This is a genomic window from Streptomyces sp. NPDC030991, assembly GCF_055571235.1.
In genome coordinates this window covers 204,021-223,603 of sequence record NZ_JBVIFR010000005.1, presented here as the reverse complement: position 1 = coordinate 223,603, position 19,583 = coordinate 204,021, and the positions used below count along the sequence as shown (strand labels likewise).

The window sequence follows — 19,583 nt, the reverse complement described above, 5'->3', positions numbered from 1 at the left end:
GTCGACGATCCTGGAGTCATCAAGGCATCGCTCACCGTTCGAGCAGGCTCACCGGGTACATGTACTGCCGGATGCGCACACCCACCTCGCCCGGGATCGGGGAGGGCTCGCCGGGGCCCGTGATGTCGTGACAAGCGGTCAGTTCGTGCGCCGCGGCGAGCACGGTCTCCGGGGCGACGCCCTCGATCGTGATGTGCACCAGGCCGGGCTGGGTGAGGTAGGCAGGCTGGTCAGTCATGTCGGGGGCGACGCCAACTGACGTCTCCGCGGTTCGCCCACCCACGAGTGATCACCCATTCGAGGCGCGGACCGCGGCGGTGCTCGCCCCCGGCGGGCGCACCATGAAGACGTCGATCGGGTCCTCGGCCTCCACGACGAATCCGTGGCGCTCGTAGAGCCGGCGGGCAGCACTGCCCCGCAAGACGTTCAACGCCACGGTCATGCCGTGCGCATCGGCCCGCTCCAACACCGTCCGCAACACGGCGGATCCGAGCCCTCGGCCCTGATAGTGCGGAGCAAGGTAGAAGTGTTCGAGCCACTGCCTTCCTTCGGCGGGCCGGACCGTGACGCACCCTGCGACTTCCCGGTCGACCATGATGATCGACGTGTGCCGCGGAGAAAAGGAATCCCTCAGCCGCTGCCGCACCCGGTGCTCGTCGTAGCGCCCGAGGCGTTCCAGATCCGCACGCATCACCGCGGCCCGCAACTCCGCGATCACCTCGATGTCCGCCGCCCCCGCACACCGCAGCACCCACTCCGCGGCCTGCGCCGACGTGCCCACCGCAGACGCCGCCACGGTTGACCGCGCGCCACCCCCCGCCACCCCAGCATCCATGGCCGGAGTATCGCAGTCCGCCTGCCCTGATCGATCGCGCGGAGGGAGCCTTCGGTGCGATCGATCAACGGGTGCTGCGCAAGGCGCCCGCATCACACACCCCGCAGAACCCGATCAAGTGCCGCCCGACCCACAGGCCCCCAATGCGGCTTGCCACCAGGGAGGCCACGATCGCCGTTCTGCCCCATGAGTAGCAGGAAGAGGCTCTTCATGGCAGCCAGACCGCGGGCGCGCCGGATCGCCGCCTCGTCCGCATACGCGTACGCGTCGAAGAACCGAGAGGCCGCGCCCGCGGGTAGCAACACCCATGCGGCGGCGAGGTCCCACGCCGGATCGCCGGCGAACAGGTCACCGAAGTCGACGATGCCCGAGAGCGTTCCGGCCGAGACGACGACGTTCGCGGGATGGAGGTCGCCGTGCACCCACACCGGCGGCCCCTCCCACCCTGGGGCGGCGACGGCGTCGTCCCAGACGGCCCGGGTTCCGGCAGCGATGTCGTCGGGGGCAACGGCCTGGAAGAAGTAGTCGAAGCCGTCCGTGCAGTCCCTGGGATGGGCGCCGCGGCCCGCAACGATCGGCGCCTCGGCGGGCGCCCTCACATGGAGCGCCCGGAGGAAACCCGCCAGCGTGTCCGCCGCGTGCTCGCCGCGGCTGATCGAGCCGTGGTCCAGCGGCTCACCGGGAACCCATGTCATCACGGTCCAGTGCTTGGGGAAACGCTCGGACGGTTCGCCGAACCGCACCGGAGTCGGCACCGGCAGCGGCAGGCGCGGAGCCAGCACGGGTAGCCAGCGCCGCTCCTTGAGCTGGAACTCCGGGGTGGGGTCCATACGCTGCACGCGCACGGCCAACTCGTCCCCGAGACGCCACATTTGGTTGCCCCAACCGCCCGCCACCTCGCGGATGGCCAGCCCCGCGAGGTCTGGATGCTGCTCCTGCAAGAGGCCGCGGATCAGGTCTGCGGTGATCTCGATCCCGGTGTCGGTGTCGGTCATGCGAAGTCACAGTACTGAGGCGGCAGGCGAGGCAGCTTTCGCGCTCCGGAACTGGCCGAGATCCCTCTGGATTCCCCGAACGCCTCGACCGGAGTTCCGGACTTCCGGACTTCCTGAGTACGGGGCGGACGTACGGGACGGACGGATGGACGGGACACATGACGCCGGCGCGTAAGCGCTCAGGACCAGGCCCGCAAGCTCACGGCGGCGCTACGCCCCCGATGGCCTGCGGCCGGGCACGGCGCAAGCCGCTGTCCCTCCCGGCATGCGATGGCGGTTGTTCGCGATCAGCCGGTAGACGGCGTGGGCGGCCCAACGCATCGGCGGCAGCGTCAGCACGGCACCGAGCACGGGCCAGCCCCGGCCCGCGCTCAGAAGTGCCTTGGCCACGGCCTGCGAACCTCCGTGGACCGTGCCGGCCGGGGTCACCCAGAGGACCTCGTACTCGGCTCGTTCCTGGGTGACGCCGAGCGCTTCCAGGTCCGCGAACTGCCATGGGACGATCTCGCAACGCGGCCGGACGTACCGCTCGGCGAACTTCACCGACGTGGTGCAGAAACCACAGTCCCCATCGAAAACAAGAACGGGCTGAATAGTCATGTGTCCAGCATGACGCGTCGCCCCGGCTTGCCGACGACGAGGGCAGGGCTCCCGGGCTGAGCCGCGGTCCGACGGCGAGCCCCCGGCGCGGGTCGCTGAGCAAGCAAGGTCGGCGACGTACGTCACGTGCTGCGCCACCCGGTGAAAAACGACACTGCTTCGTTGTCGCCGGGACCGCGATCCCCGTCGACCCGGCCGAACCGGTTCACCTCGCGCGGGATTCCGCCGACGTGAACTGGAGGCGTGGTGCCTGCGGCAGCGGTGTAGGTGCTCCGGTTGCTCCCGTTGCTCCCGTTGCTCCCGTCTGCGGGACGGCGCGGAACGCCTCGATCACGTAGGCGGCGAAGCGGCGGGAGGCCGCGACGCGGGCGGCAGGCGGCGTGTCGTGGAGGCCCCGGTGAGCCATGAGCATGAGGACCAGGTCGTCGACGACGAAGCCGGGGCGCAGTGCGCCGGCCTCCTGGGCGCGGCGAGCCAGTTCGCCGACCGCGCGCAGCGTCCGATCCCGGTCCGCGGCGAAGTCCATGGCTTCGGGGAAGGCCGTCATGAAGGCGTCGGCGAATCCCCGGCTGTGCGCGTGGAGCTCGCAGATCTGCTCGACCAGGCGTCGGAAGCCGTGCCATGGATCGTCGTCCGCGAGGGCGTCGCGGACGGCGGCGTGGCAGGCCCGCCGCTGCTCGGCGAAGGTCTCCTCGATCAGTGCCTGCTTGGTCGGGAAGTGCCGGTACAGCGTGGCGGGGCCGACGCTCGCATGCCGGGCGATCTCGCGCATGGGCGCACTCAGGCCCTCCTCCCCGAAGACCGCGCCGGCGGCGGTGAGGATGCGGGCCCGCTTGTCGCGGGCGTCGGAGCGCACGGTCTGAGGCAAATGGCTGGTCATCGTTTCTCACTTTAGCCAAACGGACGGAGGCGTCCGTTACGTTCCGATGGCGGTGCCGCCCCCGGTGCCGCCACGCCGCTCCCGGCCCCGCGGCCCCGGCACGTCGCCGTTGCTGTCCGGCCGGTCGGCCGGGCAGGGCGACCCGACGCCCGCGGCCGCAGCAGCGGCGATCCGTTTTTCACCGACCCGAGGAGCAGAGATGAAAGCCGTCGTGATCAGGACGTTCGGTGACCCCGGTGGCCTTGAGGTCGTCGAGGTGCCCGCGCCCGTTCCCGGTGCGGGGCAGGTGCGGATCGTCACGGAAGCGATCGGGGTAGGCGGTGTCGACGCCGTGATCCGCCGGGGGACACTGGCCGCCTACGGCTTCCGGGAGGGCCATCTCCTGGGCAGCGAGGTCGCGGGAAGAGTCGCCGCGGTCGGAGAGGGCGTGGACGCCTCGTGGATCGGGCGGCGGGTGTGGGCGTTCACCGGCCTGTCCGGCGGGTATGCCGAGGAGGCCGTCGCCGCGGTCGAGGACGTCCTCGCGCTGCCCGACGGTCTGACCGGCGCCGACGCGGTGACCCTCGGCGGCTCGGGCGTGGTCGCCCACTTCGCCCTGGACCGGGCCCGTCCCACACCCGGAGAGACGGTTCTCGTGCGCGGTGCGGCGGGCAGTATCGGGATCACGGCCGTCCAGCTCGCGGCCCGGCTCGGCGCGGGCGCGGTGGCGGTCACCACCTCGTCGGTGGAGCGTGGTGCCCGCCTGCGTGAACTGGGCGCGACCCATGTGCTTGACCGCTCCGGCGAGGGCGGCCCCGACGCAGCGGGGGGCTTCGATGTGGTGATCGATGTCGTGGGAGGTCCCGAACTCCCCCTCTTCCTCGACAAGTTGAACTCCAACGGGCGCTATGTGGCCGTCGGCGTGGTCGGTGGGCAGCCGCCGGTGGACTTCGGCATGCGGCTGATGGACGCCTTCCGCAGATCGGTGTCGTTCGCCACGTTCAGCTCCGACACCGTGCCCGGCCCCGACCGGCAGGCCGTGCGGTCGTCCCAGTTCACCGATGCCGCACAAGGGAACCTGCGCACGGTCGTGCACGAGATGTTGCCGCTGGACCAAGCAGGGCTGGCCCACCGCCGGATGGACGCGGGGGAGGTGTTCGGCAGGGTTGTACTGGTGCCGTGAGCTGGTCCGAGTGCACCCGCGCCAGGTCCTGACCTCATGCACCCGCACCAGGTCCTGATCTCATGCACCCGCGCCAGGTCTTGGGCGGCGGTGGTGGAAGCCGGCTCCTGCCGTGATGGTCACGGGTACCCGCCGACATGGCGTAAGGTCGGACGTACCGACGCGGGGTGGAGCAGCTCGGTAGCTCGCTGGGCTCATAACCCAGAGGTCGCAGGTTCAAATCCTGTCCCCGCTACTGCGTGATGAGGGCCCGGATCCACTGGATCCGGGCCCTCACGCGTCGGCGTGCGCGGACATCGCGGGAAGTTCCACAGTGATGCGGATCCCACCGGCGGCGCGCGGTACGAGGGTGAGGGTTCCGTCGTGGGCCTGGGCGATGGTGTCGACGATGGCCAGCCCCAGACCGACGCCCGCGTTTTCGGTGTGGACGCGCTCGGTGCCGCGCCGGAAGGGTTCGGTGAGGGTCGCGACCAGCTGCGGGGCGAGCTGCTCCCCGGTGTTCTCGACAGTGAGGACCACGGTGCGGGAGTGGACGCCGGTGTGGACCCACACGTGTCCTCGGCCGGGCAGGTTGTGGACGATGGCGTTCTGTAGGAGGTTCGTGGTCAGCTGGAGCAGGAGCGCCGGTGAACCGGGCGTGGGGGCGATGTCGCCGCTGATGTCGAGGGTGATGCCGTGCTCCTCCGCGAGGGGGAGCAGCACCTCGCCGGCTTCTTCCGCCATCAGGGACAGGTCGACGCGTTCTCGGGCGAAGGACCGCTGTTCGGCGCGGCTGAGCACGAGCAGTGCCTCGGTGAGGTCGATGGCCCGGGTGTTGACGGCGTGGAGGCGGTCGACGAGTGCGACCGTGTCGTGGTGCGGGTCGGCGCGCGCCACATCGAGAAGCGACTTCGACACGGCCAGCGGGGTGCGCAGTTCGTGAGAGGCGTTGGCGGCGAATCGCTGCTGCTCGGAGACGTGTGCTTCGAGCCGTGCGAGCATCGTGTCGAAGGCGTCGGCGAGTTCGCGGAACTCGTCCTTGCGCCCCGGCAGCCGGATGCGGTGGGAGAGCGATCCGTCGGCGGCCGTGCGGGTGGCGTGCGTGATCTGGTTCAGGGGGGCGAGCACGCGGCCGGCGAGGAACCATCCTCCTCCGAGACCGAACACCAGCAGGAACAGCATCGTGAGGGCGGCCATCGGTGCGAAGTCGCGCGCGACGGACAGGCTGTAGCCGGGCAGGAAGACGAGCCCGACGTGCGGCACCCGCGTCAGGAACAACCATCCGGCGACGAGCATCAGGGCCCCGGCCAGCATCAGGAATCCGGTGTAGCTCAGGGCCAGTTTGAGGCGCACGCTCGGCCCCGGCCGTCTATCCACGGTTCTTTCCCTCGCTCGGGGTGTTGGGCGCGGTGTCGATGCGGTAACCGACGCCCGGCACGGTGGCGATGAGCAGCGGTTCGCCGAGGCGTTTGCGCAGGGCCGAGACGGTGATGCGTACGGCGTTGGTGAACGGGTCGGCGTTCTCGTCCCACGCGCGCTCCAGGAGTTCCTCGGCGCTGACGACACCGCCTTCGGCGGCGACGAGGACCTCGAGCACGGCGAACTGCTTCCGGGTCAGTGCGACGTAACGGCCGTCCCGGTGGACCTCCCTGCGGAACGGATCCAGCCGCAGACCCGCGATCTCTCGTACGGGGGGCCTGCTGTGGGCGCGTCTACGGTCCAGGGCCCGGAGCCGGAGCACGAGTTCCTGGAGCGCGAAGGGCTTCGTGAGGTAGTCGTCGGCACCGAGTTCGAACCCGGAGGCCTTGTCGTCGAGACGGTCGGCGGCGGTGAGCATGAGAATCGGCATACCGCTGCCGGAGGCGATGATGCGCCGGGCGATCTCGTCACCGGACGGCCCGGGGATGTCGCGGTCGAGTACGGCGATGTCGTACGTGTTGATGCCCAGCAGCTCCAAGGCGGTGCCGCCGTCACCGGCGATGTCGGCCGCGATCGCTTCCAGACGCAGACCATCGCGAATGGCTTCCGCCATGTAGGGCTCGTCCTCGACGATCAAGACACGCATGGTCTCCAGGCTACGAGTCGGCACGTATCGCCGACGTATCGAAAACCGCATACGGTCCGGCAACACCGCCTTGCTTTCAGTGGCTGCATGACTCGAACTCCAGCGTCGGCACGAGCGAGGCCCCGCCGCGCTCGGCGGCTGACGGTTGTTGTCCTGATGACGGGCCTGGCAACGCTCGCCTGCCAGGCGCCGCGCTCCTCGGCCCCGTCGTCCTCCGCCGAGCCCACCTCGACCCGCTCGCCCTCCGCGCCCTCGAACGTGCCCGGGATCGAGCGTCGTGACGGGCCGAGCGAGGCCGACGGTGTCGTCCCCGACGGCGTGACGGTCTTCGACAGCTCCACCGCGGCCGTGACCCACCTCGACCCCGGCCTGCTCGGAGCACTCCGCCGGGCCGCGACCGCCGGCGCCGCCGACGCGGGCGCGTTCTACGTCAACAGCGGCTGGCGTTCCCCGGAGTACCAGGACCTGCTTCTCCGCCGGGCGGTCGCCACGTACGGGTCGAAGGACGAGGCCGCCCGGTGGGTGGCCACCGCGTCCACGTCTCCGCACGTGTCCGGGGACGCCGTCGACCTCGGACGCTCCCGGGTCACGGAGTGGCTGGCCGAGCACGGCGCCACGTACGGGCTGTGCCAGATCTACGAGAATGAACCCTGGCACTACGAACAGCGCACCGACGCGATCGAGCACGGCTGCCCGCGGATGTACGTCGACCCCACCCAGGACCCGAGGATGCAACGGTGACCGGCAACGAACAAGGACGGACGAGGAGACAGGTGGACACGGCGGAGACCGGTCAGGTCAGCTTCGGGTCCGGCGCTGAGCCGGGTGCCGGCGCCGGTACCCCGGCGGCCGTGGCCGGCAGGACACGGGGTGTGCGTGCGCGTACGCGTCGGGCGATCCACGGCCTGACCGGGCCGGGACCGTGGAAGCGTGGCTCGGTGCTCGCGGTCCTGGCTCTGCTTCTGGGCCTGTTGCTGCTGTTCCACGCGCAGATCCCGGACGGGCCGGGCAACCTCGGCAGCCTGGTGGAGACCTTCCTGCCCTGGTTCGGACTGCTCGTCCCGGTGCTGCTCGCCGCCGCCCTCTGGCGCCGCTCCGCCTCCGCGGTGATCGCGCTGCTGCTCCCGGCGCTGGTCTGGGTGACCCTCTTCGGCGGGCTGTTCGACGACAAGTCGCAGTCGGGCGGTGACCTCACCGTGGCCAGCCACAACGTCGGCGCCGAGAATCCCGACCCGGCCGGGACCGCCCGCCATTTGGCCGCCTCCGGGGTGGAGGTGCTGGCACTTGAGGAGCTGACGGAGGAGGCCCGGGGAACGTACGAGAAGGGGCTGGCGAAGGCGTACCGCTACCACACGGTGCAGGGCACGGTCGGGCTGTGGAGCAAGCTGCCGCTGTCCGACACCCGGCCGGTCGAGATCCGGACGGACGTCGGCCCGCTGGGGGACGCCAAGCCGGCCGCGGCCAAGATGGCCGACAACCGGGCGCTGCGCACCACTGTCACCACGGAATCGGGGCCGCTGGCGGTGTACGTGGCCCACCTGGGGTCGGTCCGGGTGAACCCCAGGGTGGGGTTCTGGACGGAGACACGGGACAGGAACGCGCAGGCGCTCGGCGAGGCCGTCGCCGCCGAACGGAGCGAGCGGGTCGTGCTGCTCGGCGACCTGAACGGCACCCTCGACGACCGGGCGTTCGCCGGCCTCACCGCCCAGCTTCGCTCGGCCCAGGACGTGGCCGGCGACGGCTTCGGCTTCAGCTGGCCGACATCCTTCCCGGTGGCGCGCATCGACCAGATCCTCTTCCGTGGCGTGGAACCGAAGCGAGCGTGGCTGTTGCCGGAGACCGGCAGCGACCACCTCCCCGTTGCCGCCGGGATCAGCTGGTGAACTCCGGAGCGGCATACCCGAGCCCTACGCGCCCGCGCGGATCACTCCGCCGGGATCCAGCTCGCCGACGCGACACTCGGCCCCGAGAGCCTGCGCGGCGACACCGCGTCGACGGCGACCGACCCGCGCACCACTGGCGTCTCCTTCAGCTCAAGACCGCGCACCATCCGCCGGCGAAAGGCTGGCTGAAGACGTCACACCGCAGGCTGGATGCCTTCTGTGCCTCGTACTTGCTCGGCTCGTCGGCGTCGTCGCCTTGCGCCGGTCAGCCGGTCAGCCCGTCAGCCCGTCAGTCGGTCGGCCGGTCGGCCGGTCAGCTGGTCGCGGGCGGCATTGCTCCGAGTCGCTGACTCACGAGGTGGACCGTCTCGCCCCGCCGGTCGGACAGGTCCAGCGAGGTGAGGACCGAGGGCAGCACCACGCTCGGCAGCAGATGGCGCAGGAGCATGGAAACCCGGCTCTGCAGGTCTTGGTAGTCGCAGATGACCTGCGACATGGCCTGCACGCCGGCGAAGGCACCCACCATGACCTCGGCGGCGTTGTCCGGTACGACGTGCGGCAGCAACTCGCCCTGGGTCTGCGCCTTCCCCATCAGGTCGACCGCGATGTCGCCCCACCGCCGGAACGGTCGACTCCGGTCGAGGTTGATGGCTCGCTGGTCGAGCGCCAGGCGTACGCCTGCCCGGGCCACGGGGTCGGTCTGTAGTTGGTGGGCGTGCAGCATCGCCGTGTCGACGAGCTCCTGCGTCTTGCACGCCCGCACCGGGACGTTCAGCTGAGGATCCTGGCCGCTGAGTACGCCCTCCGCGAGCGCCTCTTTGGAGCTGAAGTGGAAGTAGAGAGCGCCCTTGGTCACTTGGGCGGACGAGATGATCTCGTTGATCGTCGCCGCCTTGTACCCGTACTCCTCGAAAACACGGACCGCGCGATCCTGCTTGGGTGCTGGCACGTCAGTCTCTTTCCGCCATGGTCCAGTTACCCGCGACCTCCAAAAAAACCGTCCGGTTCGTATATTAAGTGATCTTGATCGTAGAAGCCACGGAGATCGGCCGGCGGCCGCACGCCGACCGCGATCGGCAGCCCCTGCGTCGGCCCTCGCCCGGTGCGGGGTCCGGTCTCAATGCATCGCCCCCGCCACCGTCACGGTCGCGTGGAAAACGGACTGCTCGTTCTGGCGGCACGTCACCAGCAGGGACACCTGCTCACCCGGGGTCGTGGGCCCAGACGGCTCGATCTCGATGAAGCAGGGCGCGTCGAGTTCGGCGTAATTGTCGAACTCGCTGGTGATGCCGACCAGTTGGCAGGGCCGGCCCAGGTGTGCGGAAGCGGCCTGCCGGGTGGCTTCCAGCAGGGCCATGCCCGGCACGTGGTCGGCGGGGTGCTCGAAGAGCACCGGGTGTCGGGTGTCCACCCGCAGTTGCCAGGCGTCCGGTCGCTCGATGGGGGAGAGGACGACGTCCATGGGGGAGGTGCGGCCGACCGTCTGCGGAGCCGTCGGGGCGGTGAGGGGGATGACCTGTGCGCTGTGGCTCCGGTCGCCGCGCAGCCGCTGGTAGACGGCTGGGGCCATGGCGGAGAAGGAGCTGCTTCCGGTGGCGGCGATCTGTCCGTCGCGCCGGATGACGATGTCGCACCGGAATCCGGTCACGGCGTTCCGGCGCCGCTTGATGTCGGTGCAGGTGGCCTCGATCGCGATGGAGGCCGGTGCGGCGCCGACCAGCAGGTGTGCCGGATCGACGGTGAGCGCGAGATCCCACATCACGAAGCTGTGGCCGAGCGGGATGTCGAACTCGGCGTGGGCGAGGAGCATGCCGGCCTGGCGGAGTGTGTCGGCCGCGATGAGCGGGTCGTGGCGTCCGTCCACGGGCGTGAAAAAGGAGTGGATGCGGGGCCATTGGCCCGTGACCAGGAAGCGGTCGTCCGCACCGTCCTGGCGGCTCCAGTCCGTGAGGAACACTTCGGCGACGCTGGCCCGGTGGACGAACTCCTTGGGGACGATGGTCGTCAGAGGGGCGTTCACGAGCACGCTGATCTCCGGTGCCGTCGCGGCACTTGTGGCGCGCGGCGTCGTGTGAGCGATGTGTGCTCCGCTGACCGTCTGCACAGACATGGTTCCCCCTGGGCTGTAAGCGAGATGACGGGTGAGGTGCGGGTCCGGATGGCTCAAAGATACCTACCAAGCGGTTTTTTTTCTACGGGAAGGCAAGCTTGGTCCGGACCAGAAGCGGAGGATGAAACTCCGTAGGCCCTTTGGTTGCCGTGGGCCTCGGCTCCAACCGGTCCGGGAGGTCGAGCGCCGTCGACGACTCGACGACTCGGCAGTTCGACGGAGAGGCCGGGAGCTGTGCTGCGACATTCGCCGTCGTGGAGTGGCCTACCGGTCGAGCACGTGGTGCGGAGGAGCGTGCGGCCCCCCAGAGACAGGCCCGTCGGGAGCCCCCGGCCTGCGGCCCGTCGATGTCCGTGCGCCCGGCCGGTGCGCCCGCGCGCCTCCGCACGCTCCCTCAGCGGGGCTGGCGACGTCCGGGAACCGCCCCCACGATGAGGTGCTGGCGTCGCGCCGGATTCCGTACAGGTCAGGCCGGTCCGACTTCGCCGAGAACAGGCACCCGGGGGAAACGCATGCAACGACGCTGGCTCATCACAGGCTGTTCCTCCGGCCTCGGCCGTGCCCTGGCGGGAGCGGCAGCCGCCGCCGGCGACCACCTCGTGGTCACCGCCCGCAACACCGCCGACCTGGAAGATCTGACGGCCGCATGGCCCGGCCGCATCACCCCCGCCGCTCTGGAACTGCGGGACGCTGCTTCCTGCGCGGACACCGTCCGCCTCGCAGCGGAGCGCCTCGGCGGCATCGACGTTCTGGTCAACAACGCGGGCTGCGGGCTCTTCGGCGCGGTCGAGGAGACCTCCGATGCCGAACTGCGCGACCTGTTGGAGGTGCTGCTCGTCGGTCCTTGGCGTCTGACCCGGCTGGTACTGCCTCTGATGCGGGCGCAGGGCGGCGGACACATTCTCAACGTGTCGACCGTGGCGGGGTACATCGCCCTTCCGGGGGTAGCCGCCTACGCTGCCGGGAAGCAAGGGCTGAAGGCGATGAGCCAGGCCCTCGACGTCGAGGCCGCGCCTCACGGCATCAAGGTGACGGTCCTGGAGCCCGGCATGTTCGCCACCCGTTATGGCGCCGCCATGACCGAGACCCGCGACCACATCCCGGCCTACGACGGCGTCAACGGCCCCATGCTCGCCGCGATGAGGGCCCTCGCGGACGCTCCGGAAAGCGGGGACCCTGAAAATTTCGCCGCCCAGGTGCTCGCCGTCGTCGCCGCCGAGAGCCCGGTTCCTTTGACGGTCCCGGTCGGCGAGGACGCGTTCGGCTACCGGGAGGCCGCCGCTGAGGCGGTCTCGCTGGACCTTGTCGCGGCCCGGCAACTCCTCGACCGCACTGGCGCCGTGCCGACTGCCCTGCCGTACTCCAATCCGTAGTCGCAGAGGCTCAGTTGAGCCTGTGGCAGGTTGAACTCCGCGTGATCTCGCGCTCCGAAGTGCCGGGTCCGGCGTCCTCGGCGAGGATTCGGAGGCCCGCAATCCGGTCTGGAATCAGTTCCGTCGGGCGATGGCGACGCGGTGCGAGCGCAGCTGCCCCCCGCCCCTGGCACACCAGGACCGCCGTGCGACTTGACCCACGCTCGATGTCCCTCATGAGTGCTACTCAATGCCATCCCCGTGCGGTGCACAGGCGGTGATTGGCGGCCATTTGAGCCGGTGCTGGTCTGGGGTCCTGACCTATATGCGGGCGGGATGCCGAACAGCTCTGGGACCGGCGTCCGTGCCGTCGCCCCGAGTGTGGGTGAAGGGCGCAGACGTGACGGCGTAATCGTCGGCCGCGCGAACGGAGCGAGCCCCCCGGAACGCTCCGGGGGACTCGCTCCGGGCTCACTTCCGAACCCAGGTGCGGCTTTCCTCCCATGACGTTCTGAAACTCCCTTCATGCAATCGATCAGGGCGCCGTGAGCCCGCCGTCACGAGGATTGCGGCGCGGACCCCTGGGGGTGCTCTTGACGAGGCGCCGCGATGCGAGGTGTGCGGGGCACGGCTTGAGGTTGCCCGGCCCACCGGCCGTCCGGCCCGTTATTGCGGCGCGACCTGCCGCCGGCGAGCACATCGCCACCGCCTCAGATCGGCGACGGTTCCCTCATTCGTCGCCGACGGGTGAGCGAGGTGCCGCGAGTTCGGGCGCATCCGACCACCACATGCGGAGCTCCGCCCGGGCACACCGGCACACCGCCACACCGGAACGTGCCCGTGGGCCGCAACGGGGACGGCAGGACCATCGTGCATCACCCCCGTAACAAAGTGATCCGCTTCCTTGTGCGAGCTGCGTCCACGCCCGTGAAGTGGGCTGATGCACTTTCCGACAGCAGGCGGCCCGTTCTTCCGCCACCTGCGCCTATGGCATGCCGTGCCGGCTTCCCTCGTAGTGGCGGCGCTGGTGGCGTTCCTCCTTCTCCTCCCGTCCGGCGGCACGCGCCCGGTGCCCGACAGCCCCTGCCGACCGGCCGAAGCGGCGCGCGCGGACAGGCCCGTGACCCCCGACCTCGACGCGGACGGCTTCGCCGATCTGGTGCACGATATGTCCGACACGGAGAACTTCGACGTGACCGTCGTACCCGGCTCGGAGCACGGTCCGGACCAGGACCGCACGACCGTCCTCACCCACGACGACCTCGGCGTGCCGGACGACATCCAGACGGGTGACGACCCGTGGCAGCCCACGATTGCCGACCTGGACGAGGACGGCCACGCCGACCTCGTCGTCAGCGGCGCCGCCCAAGTTCTGTGGGGAGGCCCCAAGGGCCCGCAGGCCGGCGGAGCGCACGGGCGCGTCCCTCTGCCGGGCAGCGGATACACGACCGCACCGATCGCCGGCGACTTCGACGGGGACGGCCACACCGACCTCGCGGCCTTCAGGGACTCGAACGCGGATCGGGAAGTGGTCGTCCTCAAGGGACCGTTCACACGCTCCGGCGCCCCCGCCCGGACCAGCGCGATCCCCAGCCCGGTCCACGAGGGCGCGTCACCCGTGCTGGTCGCCGGGGACGCCAACGACGACCGGGCCACCGATCTCGCGCTCTACGACTCCCCGTGGGACCCGCCCCTGCTGTTCACCGGCGGTGCCCGTACCGCCAGTGGCCTGAGCAAGGAGCCCGAGCGGCTGCCGCAGGGCGAGAACGTCGTCTTCGGCGACTTCGACGGCGACGCGCGGCAGGACATCGCCGTCGGCCGGAGCTTCGTCGACAGCTACGACGAGGTCGACACACCCCACCGGCGCGGCCAGGTCAGCGTCCGCTACGGGAAGGAACCGGGGAGGTGGGTCACCATGGATGGCGGCGACTTCGAGGAGGGCTTCGGCGCCGGTCTCGCCGTCGGGGACGTCAACGGCGACGGCTGCGACGACCTGGCCGTACAGCTCACCAAGAAGAAGGAGGCGGGGGACGCGCGGATCGAGGTCCTGCGGGGAGGCTCCGAGCACGGGCTCGGGTCGAAACCCTGGCGCACCACCAGGCGCTCCGTGCCGGGTGACGACGGCCCCGCCGACGGCATGCTCTTCGCCGCCCGCGACTGGGACGGTGACGGCCGCGCGGAACTGGCCCTTTTCGGCGGGGACACATGGTGGTTCACCGACGGCACGGACCGAGACGAGGCATCCTTCGCCGCCACCCCCGGCAAGGACCAGGATCGGTAGGCGCATGCTCGTTGGCGCGGGGCTCTGCCGGACCTGGACGGCGTTTTCACCCTGCGGATCAGAGCGTGGAGGAGATGGGGGAGCGATGGCACGACGACGGAACAGGCGCTTACGCAAGCAAACACGGCAGCAGGTGTGGTCGGGGGGCGCGGTGGCCGCGGGGGTCGCCGTGGTGTGGGCAGCTGCGAACTGGTCGGCGGTGTGGCCCGTCCTTGCGGCGGTACTGGGGGCGACCGTGCTGGGCGGGGCCGGCTGGGGCGTGTGGCGGGCGCATCGCCGTGCGGTCGGTGAGGACCGGCGGTGGCGGTCGCAGGAGGAGGCCCGGGCACGGGAGTTGTCGATGACGCAGGTCGATGCCCTGACATGGCAGGACTTCGAGCGCTACATCGCCGAGCTGTGCCGACGGGACGGCTGTACGCAGGTCCAGGTCAGCGGCAGGAGCGGCGATCTGGGTGCGGACGTCGTCGGCTACCTGGCCGACGGCCGCAAGCTGGTCGTGCAGTGCAAGAAGTACGCGCCGCAGCGCAGCGTCTCCTCGCAGGACATGCAGAAGTTCCTCGGCACCGCCCGCCTCGAACACGGCGCCGACGTCGCCCTGTTCGTCACCACCTGTCGCGGCTTCACCAAGGCCGCTCAGGGCCTGGCGCTGCGCCAGGACATCGTGGCCCTCCACCGCGACCTGCTCGGGGCCTGGGTCAAGGGCGCGCACCTGGAGACGTTGATCCAGCTGAACGGGCGGGGCACCGGCGCGGGTCCCCGCGCTCCCGGACCTACGGACAGACGTACACCAAAGGCACCTTGACCTGGTACAACCGATCTGTGGTGCTCAAGGGCGAGCAGAAGTCGGTCAGCACCTCCAGTTGCCGGCTCACCTACGCGGCCGCCTACCGGCCCGACGGAGGACCCGCTGCGCTGCGAGACCTTCGACAGGCCGTAAACTCGCTGGTCGCGAAACCGGGACCGGCCGGTGCGGGCGGGCGGAGGCCGCCGCACCCGTGAGGAGCGGGCGCGCTCCGTGTGTCCCCCTGGAACGGAAAGTTCTCACGTGACCGAAACCGCCGTCGTAGCCGAACAGATCAAGGGGCGCCTCGCCGCGTACGAGCGCCGTTTCAGCGCCCGGTTCGAGGCGTACTTCCGGGACCTGCGCCACACCCTGGACGCGCCGGGGCTCAGTCGCTTCACCCCTGAATGCCTGGATCTCCTGAGAGACCTGTCCCTGAGAGGGGGCAAACGCCTGCGGGTGGCCTTCATCCATGAGGCGGCCCGGCTGGTGACGGCCGAGCCGGTCGCCGGTCTGGAGGACGCCGCGCTGAGCGTCGAACTGCTGCAGACGCACCTGCTCGCCCACGACGACATCATCGACGACAGCCCCACCCGCCGGGGCGGCCCCTCCACCTATTACGCCTACCGCGCCAAGTTCCCCGACGATCCGCACACCGCACTGGGACTCGCCCTGCTCGCCGGTGACTTGGCGCTTGCCCTGTCCTTGCAGGTCCTGCTCGACTCCGAGGCTCCTCTTCCGGTGCGCCACGCCATGATCGAGACACAGACCAGGGCCGCGTCCGCCACGTTCCTCGGCCAGATCGTCGACCTGGAGAGGGACTTCACCGACGTTCCCTCCGAGGACGTTCTGCACTGCGTGTCCGACTACAAAAGCGCGCGCTACTCGATACTCGCGCCCATGCAGCTGGGGCTCCTGGCCGCGGGTGAGCAACCGGCCCGCTTCGACGCCGAACTGCGCCGGTACGCTCTGCTGCTCGGGATCTGCGGACAGCTGCGCGACGACTACCTGGACCTCTTCGGGGACGCGGACGCCATGGGCAAGCCCACCGGCACGGACATCCGGGACGGCAAGCGCAGCTACACCGTCAGCGCACTCCTGGCGGTCGTCGACGGACCCGAGCGCACGGTGGTGGAATCCGCGCTCGGTGACGCTTCCTGTCCTGCGGAGACCATCGAGGCCGTACGGGAGATCGGCGAGCGCCGCGGCGTCGAGCGGAAGCTGCGGGCGGACATGAGGCGCTACGCGGAACTGGCCTCGGCCGAAGCCGCACGCTGGCGACCGCGCTGGCGCGAGGAGGCGGTCACCTTCTTCGAACTGCTGCCGCTGTGGAGCGTCGAACGAGTGCGTTGAGCAGCCCGCGAGGACAGCGGTCCACCCCGGCTGAACGGCGGATCTCGGCGTACGTGGTGACGTCGGCGCCGCGGGCAGGGCGGGACGCGGACGGTGAGTCGGTCAGCGGACCAGGAGGCCGACGGCGACCTTGAGCCGGTCCAGGTAGAACTCCCGTGACGTGGTCTGATGCTTGAGGCCGATCGACGCGCTGATCAGCGTTCGTGCGACGGGGGAGGCCGCCTCTGGCCCTGAGGCGACGGCGATCGCGTCCGTGATCAGTTCCTCGAAGCGGCGCGGCATGACCTCGACGACGTCCCCGAGAAGGCCGGGATTCTCCTCGATGACCGCTGTGACATCGCGCGCCAGCGGGCCGACGTACCGGCCTGCCCAATGATCGAAAGCCTCGACGAGTCGTTCCGGGAGGGGCCGCGCGGTGTCGGCCAGGGCGTGTCCGGCCGCGGCGACGTCCCGCTGCAAGGCTTGGGTGACCGCGGCACGGAACAGTGCCTCCTTCGACGAGAAGAGGAAGTAGAGCCCGGGCCGGGAGATGTGCGCCGTGCGCGCCACCTCCTCCATGGAGGTCTTCCTGTAACCGAAGCGCGCGAACGTGGCCATGGCGGAGTCCAGAACCGTGCTCCGGCGGTCGGGATCGGTACCTGTCGACGGCGAGTGGCCGGCATCGGGGCTGCTCATGGGTCGAGTCTACGAACGAGAGGGGAACTATACAAATATCGTCTAGCGCGTATAGTCCGTGCTTCATGAGCCCCTCCCCTCTTATTTCCACGCCTTTCACTGCCTCCAGCACCGCGGACGAGGTGCTGCGGGGTGTCGACCTCACGGGTCTCCGCGCCATCGTGACGGGCGCCTCTTCCGGACTCGGGATCGAGACGGCTCGTGTGTTGAGCGCGGCCGGGGCGGAAGTGACACTCGCCGTCCGGAACGCGGCCGTGGGCGACGCCGTAGCCGAGACGATCGAGAGAACGACCGGCGGGATCCGGCCCCGAGTCGTCCGGCTCGACCTCGCCGACATGGCCACCGTCACACGGTTCGTCGACGCGTGGGACGGGCCGCTGCACCTTCTGGTCAACAATGGGGGCGTGGTCACCAGTGGCCTCGAACGGACGCCGGAGGGTTGGGAGTTGCAGTTCGCGACGAACCATCTCGGACACTTCGTCCTGGCCGCCGGCCTGCACGACGCCCTGGCCAGGGGAGCGTCCGACCGTGACGGAGCGCGGATCGTCGCGGTGAGTTCGACGGCGCACATGCGCTCCGGTATCGACTTCGACGACCTCCACTTCGAGCGTCGCGGCTATGACCCGCAGATCGCCTACGCCCAGTCGAAGACGGCGAATTCCCTCTTCGCCGTCGAGGCGACCCGCCGCTGGGAGTCCGACGGCATCGTCGCCAACGCGGTGAACCCCGGCGGCATCGCGACGGGGCTGCAGCGGAACTTCACACCGCAGCAGAAGGCGTCGCTCGACGCGGCCGAGGCCGCCGGAGTCTTCACGTACAAAACGGTCGAGCAGGGGGCCGCCACCACCGTCGTCGCGGCCGTCGCCCCCGAGTTCGCCCACTCCGGAGGCCACTATCTCGACGACGGACAAGAGGCCCGTACGGTGCCGAACGACGCCGATCTCGCCCAGCACCCGCACGGTGTCAAGGAATGGGCGCTCGACCCCGCCATCGCCGAGCGCCTGTGGACCGTCTCGACCGATCTGCTCGGTGACAGGCCTGTGACAGAAATCAGGGCAACGGGTGCCAGGGGTCGAGGGTCATATGGGGTGAGCACCGACCTACATGGGGGAACACCACGATGAACGCACACCTGCGCAAGGGAACGATGGCGCTGGCCGCGATGGCGGCCGTGGCGGGCGCCGCCGCAGCGACGACTCCGGCGGCGGCCGCCGCCGCCGACCCACGGTTCCTCGCACCGTCCGAACTGCCGCCCCACCCGCATTCCGCGTGGATGGCGGGCCCGGTCACCGCCGGGCAGCCGGACCCGCTGCCGATGTGCGTGGGTGACGCTCTGCCGTCGACGTCCGCGCACCGCGTCTTCCGCACCGACTACGACACGGGGGCGCTGCAGGTGACCGTGGTCGAGCGCAGCGTCGAGCGCGCGCAGAACTTCGCGGCGCTGCTGCGCGAGCACCTGTCCGCCTGCCCGCACGAGCTGGTCACTCAGGACCCTGACGTGACGGCCACCGAGAGGTTCTACGGGAAGCTGGACGTCGGGGACGGCGCCGAGGTCTTCGGGATCAACACCACGACCACATGGGGGGCCACCGACATCAACCTGTTCTCCATCGGTCGTGAGGGCACCGTCGTCACCGTCGTGCAGTGGGGAGAGATGGGCGACTTCACGAACGCGCCGGTCGACGCCTTCAAGAAGACGACGGTCACAGCGGTGAACAAGCTGAGCTGACGGTCCGCAGCCAGGGTCAGAGCCCTGGCCCTGCGCTGGGGCCACCCGCACGGCAGGGCAGCAGGGCTCCTACACCTCACATCCGGGCTTTGAGCACGTCGATCTCACAGCCCGGCGCCGACGGGTCGAAGCCGTGCTCGACCAGCCAGCGGACGCCCATCAGGCTCCGCAGCGACCACCACGCGCGGATCACGTCGAGGTCGACGTCGGTGCCGTAGCCGGCCGTGACATCGCCGAGGTGCTCCTCGTGTCCGAGGGTGAGCGTGGCGAGGTCGTACAGGGGGTCTCCCTGGCCCGCCTCGGACCAGTCGATGATGCCCGTGATCTCGTCCCCGTCCACGAATACGTGTGCGATCTGCAGGTCGCCGTGTGTGAAGGCCGCTGGCCACGGCCGGAGCGCTGCCTCAGCGATCCGGCGGTTGCGGGTCACCAGGTCGGCGGGGAGGAAACCGTCCGCCACGAGCAGCTCGCACTCGCCGTCGAGATCCGCCGCCAACTCGCCGAGGCCCCGGCCGGCCCGCCCCGGTCGAGGCGGCAACGGCGCGTCGTGCAGCGTCCGGAGGGCGGCGCCTGCCGCGGCCCATGCCGCCGGGGACGCGGCCGACGGCTCGCCGAGGCGGCCGAGCGCCGTCCCCGGGAGCGCGGAGATCGCGAGCACGGGCGGCTTGCGCCACAGGACCTCCGGGGTCGGGACCGGTGCCAGGGCCATCGCCTCGACCTCGGCGTCGACCCGTGCCTGATCGGCGTCCACCTTCAGGAACACGTCACCGACGCGCAGGGTGGCGCGCTCGGAATGGGCGACGACGACTTGGACCTCATCCATGGCGATCAGTATCCCGGGACGACCGTCGATGCCGCTGGGTTTATCGCGTGCGATGGCGCGGCCGACCAGGTACTCGCCGG

Annotated in this window: 20 protein-coding genes and 1 tRNA gene; 10 read left to right on the top strand and 11 right to left on the bottom strand. The window is 70.2% G+C overall.

Features of this window, described 5'->3' with window-relative positions; all coding sequences use genetic code 11:
* Nucleotides 1-31: 31 nt before the first annotated feature.
* The 5 genes from ACZ45E_RS12280 to ACZ45E_RS12260 form a co-directional block, all read right to left on the bottom strand.
* Nucleotides 32-238 (bottom strand): DUF6207 family protein, encoded by a 207-nt coding sequence (locus ACZ45E_RS12280; protein ID WP_468219640.1) that lies wholly within the window; start codon nt 236-238, stop codon nt 32-34.
* Nucleotides 239-289: 51 nt separating this feature from the next.
* Nucleotides 290-835, bottom strand: coding sequence for a GNAT family N-acetyltransferase (locus tag ACZ45E_RS12275; protein WP_468219639.1), 546 nt, complete (start codon nt 833-835; stop codon nt 290-292).
* A gap of 92 nt (nt 836-927) precedes the next feature.
* Nucleotides 928-1,830, bottom strand: coding sequence for an aminoglycoside phosphotransferase family protein (locus ACZ45E_RS12270; RefSeq protein WP_468219636.1), 903 nt, complete (start codon nt 1,828-1,830; stop codon nt 928-930).
* A 210-nt stretch (nt 1,831-2,040) separates the two neighbouring features.
* Entirely contained in the window at nt 2,041-2,430 is a 390-nt protein-coding gene (locus ACZ45E_RS12265; protein WP_468219634.1) for a thiol-disulfide oxidoreductase DCC family protein, read from the bottom strand.
* Between the two features lie 205 nt (nt 2,431-2,635).
* Nucleotides 2,636-3,310, bottom strand: coding sequence for a TetR/AcrR family transcriptional regulator (locus tag ACZ45E_RS12260; RefSeq protein ID WP_468219631.1), 675 nt, complete (start codon nt 3,308-3,310; stop codon nt 2,636-2,638).
* 199 nt (nt 3,311-3,509) lie between these two features.
* Between ACZ45E_RS12260 and ACZ45E_RS12255 the strand changes: the two genes are divergently transcribed.
* Both ACZ45E_RS12255 and ACZ45E_RS12250 read left to right on the top strand, forming a co-directional pair.
* Complete coding sequence (locus tag ACZ45E_RS12255) at nt 3,510-4,472, top strand: zinc-binding dehydrogenase (RefSeq protein ID WP_468219630.1); 963 nt, start codon at nt 3,510-3,512, stop codon at nt 4,470-4,472.
* A 161-nt stretch (nt 4,473-4,633) separates the two neighbouring features.
* Nucleotides 4,634-4,707: transfer RNA gene (locus ACZ45E_RS12250), tRNA-Met, on the top strand.
* Between the two features lie 38 nt (nt 4,708-4,745).
* Here ACZ45E_RS12250 and ACZ45E_RS12245 read toward each other — a convergent pair.
* Nucleotides 4,746-5,828 (bottom strand): sensor histidine kinase, encoded by a 1,083-nt coding sequence (locus tag ACZ45E_RS12245; protein ID WP_468219627.1) that lies wholly within the window; start codon nt 5,826-5,828, stop codon nt 4,746-4,748.
* On the bottom strand, nt 5,821-6,516 hold the full coding sequence (locus tag ACZ45E_RS12240; RefSeq protein WP_468219625.1) for a response regulator transcription factor: 696 nt from the start codon (nt 6,514-6,516) through the stop codon (nt 5,821-5,823). The genes ACZ45E_RS12245 and ACZ45E_RS12240 overlap by 8 nt, the downstream gene beginning before the upstream one ends.
* A 156-nt stretch (nt 6,517-6,672) precedes the next feature.
* On the opposite strand from ACZ45E_RS12240, the gene ACZ45E_RS12235 reads away from it, so the two are divergent.
* Nucleotides 6,673-7,257 (top strand): D-alanyl-D-alanine carboxypeptidase family protein, encoded by a 585-nt coding sequence (locus ACZ45E_RS12235; RefSeq protein WP_468219622.1) that lies wholly within the window; start codon nt 6,673-6,675, stop codon nt 7,255-7,257.
* A 155-nt stretch (nt 7,258-7,412) separates the two neighbouring features.
* Nucleotides 7,413-8,399: an endonuclease/exonuclease/phosphatase family protein gene (locus ACZ45E_RS12230; RefSeq protein ID WP_468220056.1), complete on the top strand. Its 987-nt coding sequence runs from the start codon at nt 7,413-7,415 to the stop codon at nt 8,397-8,399.
* Between the two features lie 313 nt (nt 8,400-8,712).
* On the opposite strand, the gene ACZ45E_RS12225 is transcribed toward ACZ45E_RS12230, so the two are convergent.
* Complete coding sequence (locus tag ACZ45E_RS12225) at nt 8,713-9,348, bottom strand: ScbR family autoregulator-binding transcription factor (RefSeq protein ID WP_468219620.1); 636 nt, start codon at nt 9,346-9,348, stop codon at nt 8,713-8,715.
* Between the two features lie 168 nt (nt 9,349-9,516).
* The gene (locus ACZ45E_RS12220; protein WP_468219617.1) at nt 9,517-10,509 is read right to left on the bottom strand and encodes a ScbA/BarX family gamma-butyrolactone biosynthesis protein; all 993 of its coding nucleotides are present in this window, start codon (nt 10,507-10,509) and stop codon (nt 9,517-9,519) included.
* Nucleotides 10,510-11,021: 512 nt separating this feature from the next.
* Here ACZ45E_RS12220 and ACZ45E_RS12215 point away from each other — a divergent pair.
* From ACZ45E_RS12215 to ACZ45E_RS12200, 4 genes are all read left to right on the top strand, one after another.
* The gene (locus tag ACZ45E_RS12215) at nt 11,022-11,882 is read left to right on the top strand and encodes an SDR family NAD(P)-dependent oxidoreductase (protein ID WP_468219615.1); all 861 of its coding nucleotides are present in this window, start codon (nt 11,022-11,024) and stop codon (nt 11,880-11,882) included.
* A gap of 919 nt (nt 11,883-12,801) precedes the next feature.
* Nucleotides 12,802-14,142, top strand: a complete 1,341-nt coding sequence (locus tag ACZ45E_RS12210; RefSeq protein WP_468219613.1) for an FG-GAP and VCBS repeat-containing protein — start codon at nt 12,802-12,804, stop codon at nt 14,140-14,142.
* 172 nt (nt 14,143-14,314) lie between these two features.
* Nucleotides 14,315-14,944, top strand: coding sequence for a restriction endonuclease (locus ACZ45E_RS12205; RefSeq protein WP_468220053.1), 630 nt, complete (start codon nt 14,315-14,317; stop codon nt 14,942-14,944).
* Between the two features lie 243 nt (nt 14,945-15,187).
* Nucleotides 15,188-16,276, top strand: a complete 1,089-nt coding sequence (locus ACZ45E_RS12200; protein ID WP_468219610.1) for a polyprenyl synthetase family protein — start codon at nt 15,188-15,190, stop codon at nt 16,274-16,276.
* A gap of 102 nt (nt 16,277-16,378) precedes the next feature.
* Here the strand turns inward: ACZ45E_RS12200 and ACZ45E_RS12195 are convergent, their stop codons facing one another.
* Entirely contained in the window at nt 16,379-16,951 is a 573-nt protein-coding gene (locus tag ACZ45E_RS12195) for a TetR/AcrR family transcriptional regulator (RefSeq protein ID WP_468219609.1), read from the bottom strand.
* 65 nt (nt 16,952-17,016) lie between these two features.
* Here ACZ45E_RS12195 and ACZ45E_RS12190 point away from each other — a divergent pair, with 65 nt between their 5' ends.
* Together ACZ45E_RS12190 and ACZ45E_RS12185 are read left to right on the top strand one after the other, a co-directional pair.
* Nucleotides 17,017-18,075 (top strand): SDR family NAD(P)-dependent oxidoreductase, encoded by a 1,059-nt coding sequence (locus tag ACZ45E_RS12190; RefSeq protein ID WP_468219607.1) that lies wholly within the window; start codon nt 17,017-17,019, stop codon nt 18,073-18,075.
* Entirely contained in the window at nt 18,072-18,680 is a 609-nt protein-coding gene (locus ACZ45E_RS12185; RefSeq protein ID WP_468219605.1) for a hypothetical protein, read from the top strand. Before ACZ45E_RS12190 ends, ACZ45E_RS12185 begins: the two co-directional genes overlap by 4 nt.
* Before the next feature lie 76 nt (nt 18,681-18,756).
* On the opposite strand, the gene ACZ45E_RS12180 is transcribed toward ACZ45E_RS12185, so the two are convergent.
* Complete coding sequence (locus ACZ45E_RS12180) at nt 18,757-19,503, bottom strand: phosphotransferase family protein (RefSeq protein WP_468219603.1); 747 nt, start codon at nt 19,501-19,503, stop codon at nt 18,757-18,759.
* Nucleotides 19,504-19,583: the final 80 nt, after the last annotated feature.

Bases quoted from the DNA above. Each gene is read 5' to 3' on its own strand.
- ACZ45E_RS12240 (WP_468219625.1), bottom strand. From the start codon at position 6,516: ATGCGTGTCTTGATCGTCGAGGACGAGCCCTACATGGCGGAAGCCATT.
- ACZ45E_RS12255 (WP_468219630.1), top strand. From the start codon at position 3,510: ATGAAAGCCGTCGTGATCAGGACGTTCGGTGACCCCGGTGGCCTTGAG.
- ACZ45E_RS12195 (WP_468219609.1), bottom strand. From the start codon at position 16,951: ATGAGCAGCCCCGATGCCGGCCACTCGCCGTCGACAGGTACCGATCCC.
- ACZ45E_RS12185 (WP_468219605.1), top strand. From the start codon at position 18,072: ATGAACGCACACCTGCGCAAGGGAACGATGGCGCTGGCCGCGATGGCG.
- ACZ45E_RS12260 (WP_468219631.1), bottom strand. From the start codon at position 3,310: ATGACCAGCCATTTGCCTCAGACCGTGCGCTCCGACGCCCGCGACAAG.
- ACZ45E_RS12270 (WP_468219636.1), bottom strand. From the start codon at position 1,830: ATGACCGACACCGACACCGGGATCGAGATCACCGCAGACCTGATCCGC.
- ACZ45E_RS12215 (WP_468219615.1), top strand. From the start codon at position 11,022: ATGCAACGACGCTGGCTCATCACAGGCTGTTCCTCCGGCCTCGGCCGT.
- ACZ45E_RS12235 (WP_468219622.1), top strand. From the start codon at position 6,673: ATGACGGGCCTGGCAACGCTCGCCTGCCAGGCGCCGCGCTCCTCGGCC.
- ACZ45E_RS12180 (WP_468219603.1), bottom strand. From the start codon at position 19,503: ATGGATGAGGTCCAAGTCGTCGTCGCCCATTCCGAGCGCGCCACCCTG.
- ACZ45E_RS12220 (WP_468219617.1), bottom strand. From the start codon at position 10,509: ATGTCTGTGCAGACGGTCAGCGGAGCACACATCGCTCACACGACGCCG.
- ACZ45E_RS12265 (WP_468219634.1), bottom strand. From the start codon at position 2,430: ATGACTATTCAGCCCGTTCTTGTTTTCGATGGGGACTGTGGTTTCTGC.
- ACZ45E_RS12190 (WP_468219607.1), top strand. From the start codon at position 17,017: ATGAGCCCCTCCCCTCTTATTTCCACGCCTTTCACTGCCTCCAGCACC.
- ACZ45E_RS12275 (WP_468219639.1), bottom strand. From the start codon at position 835: ATGGATGCTGGGGTGGCGGGGGGTGGCGCGCGGTCAACCGTGGCGGCG.
- ACZ45E_RS12210 (WP_468219613.1), top strand. From the start codon at position 12,802: ATGCACTTTCCGACAGCAGGCGGCCCGTTCTTCCGCCACCTGCGCCTA.
- ACZ45E_RS12280 (WP_468219640.1), bottom strand. From the start codon at position 238: ATGACTGACCAGCCTGCCTACCTCACCCAGCCCGGCCTGGTGCACATC.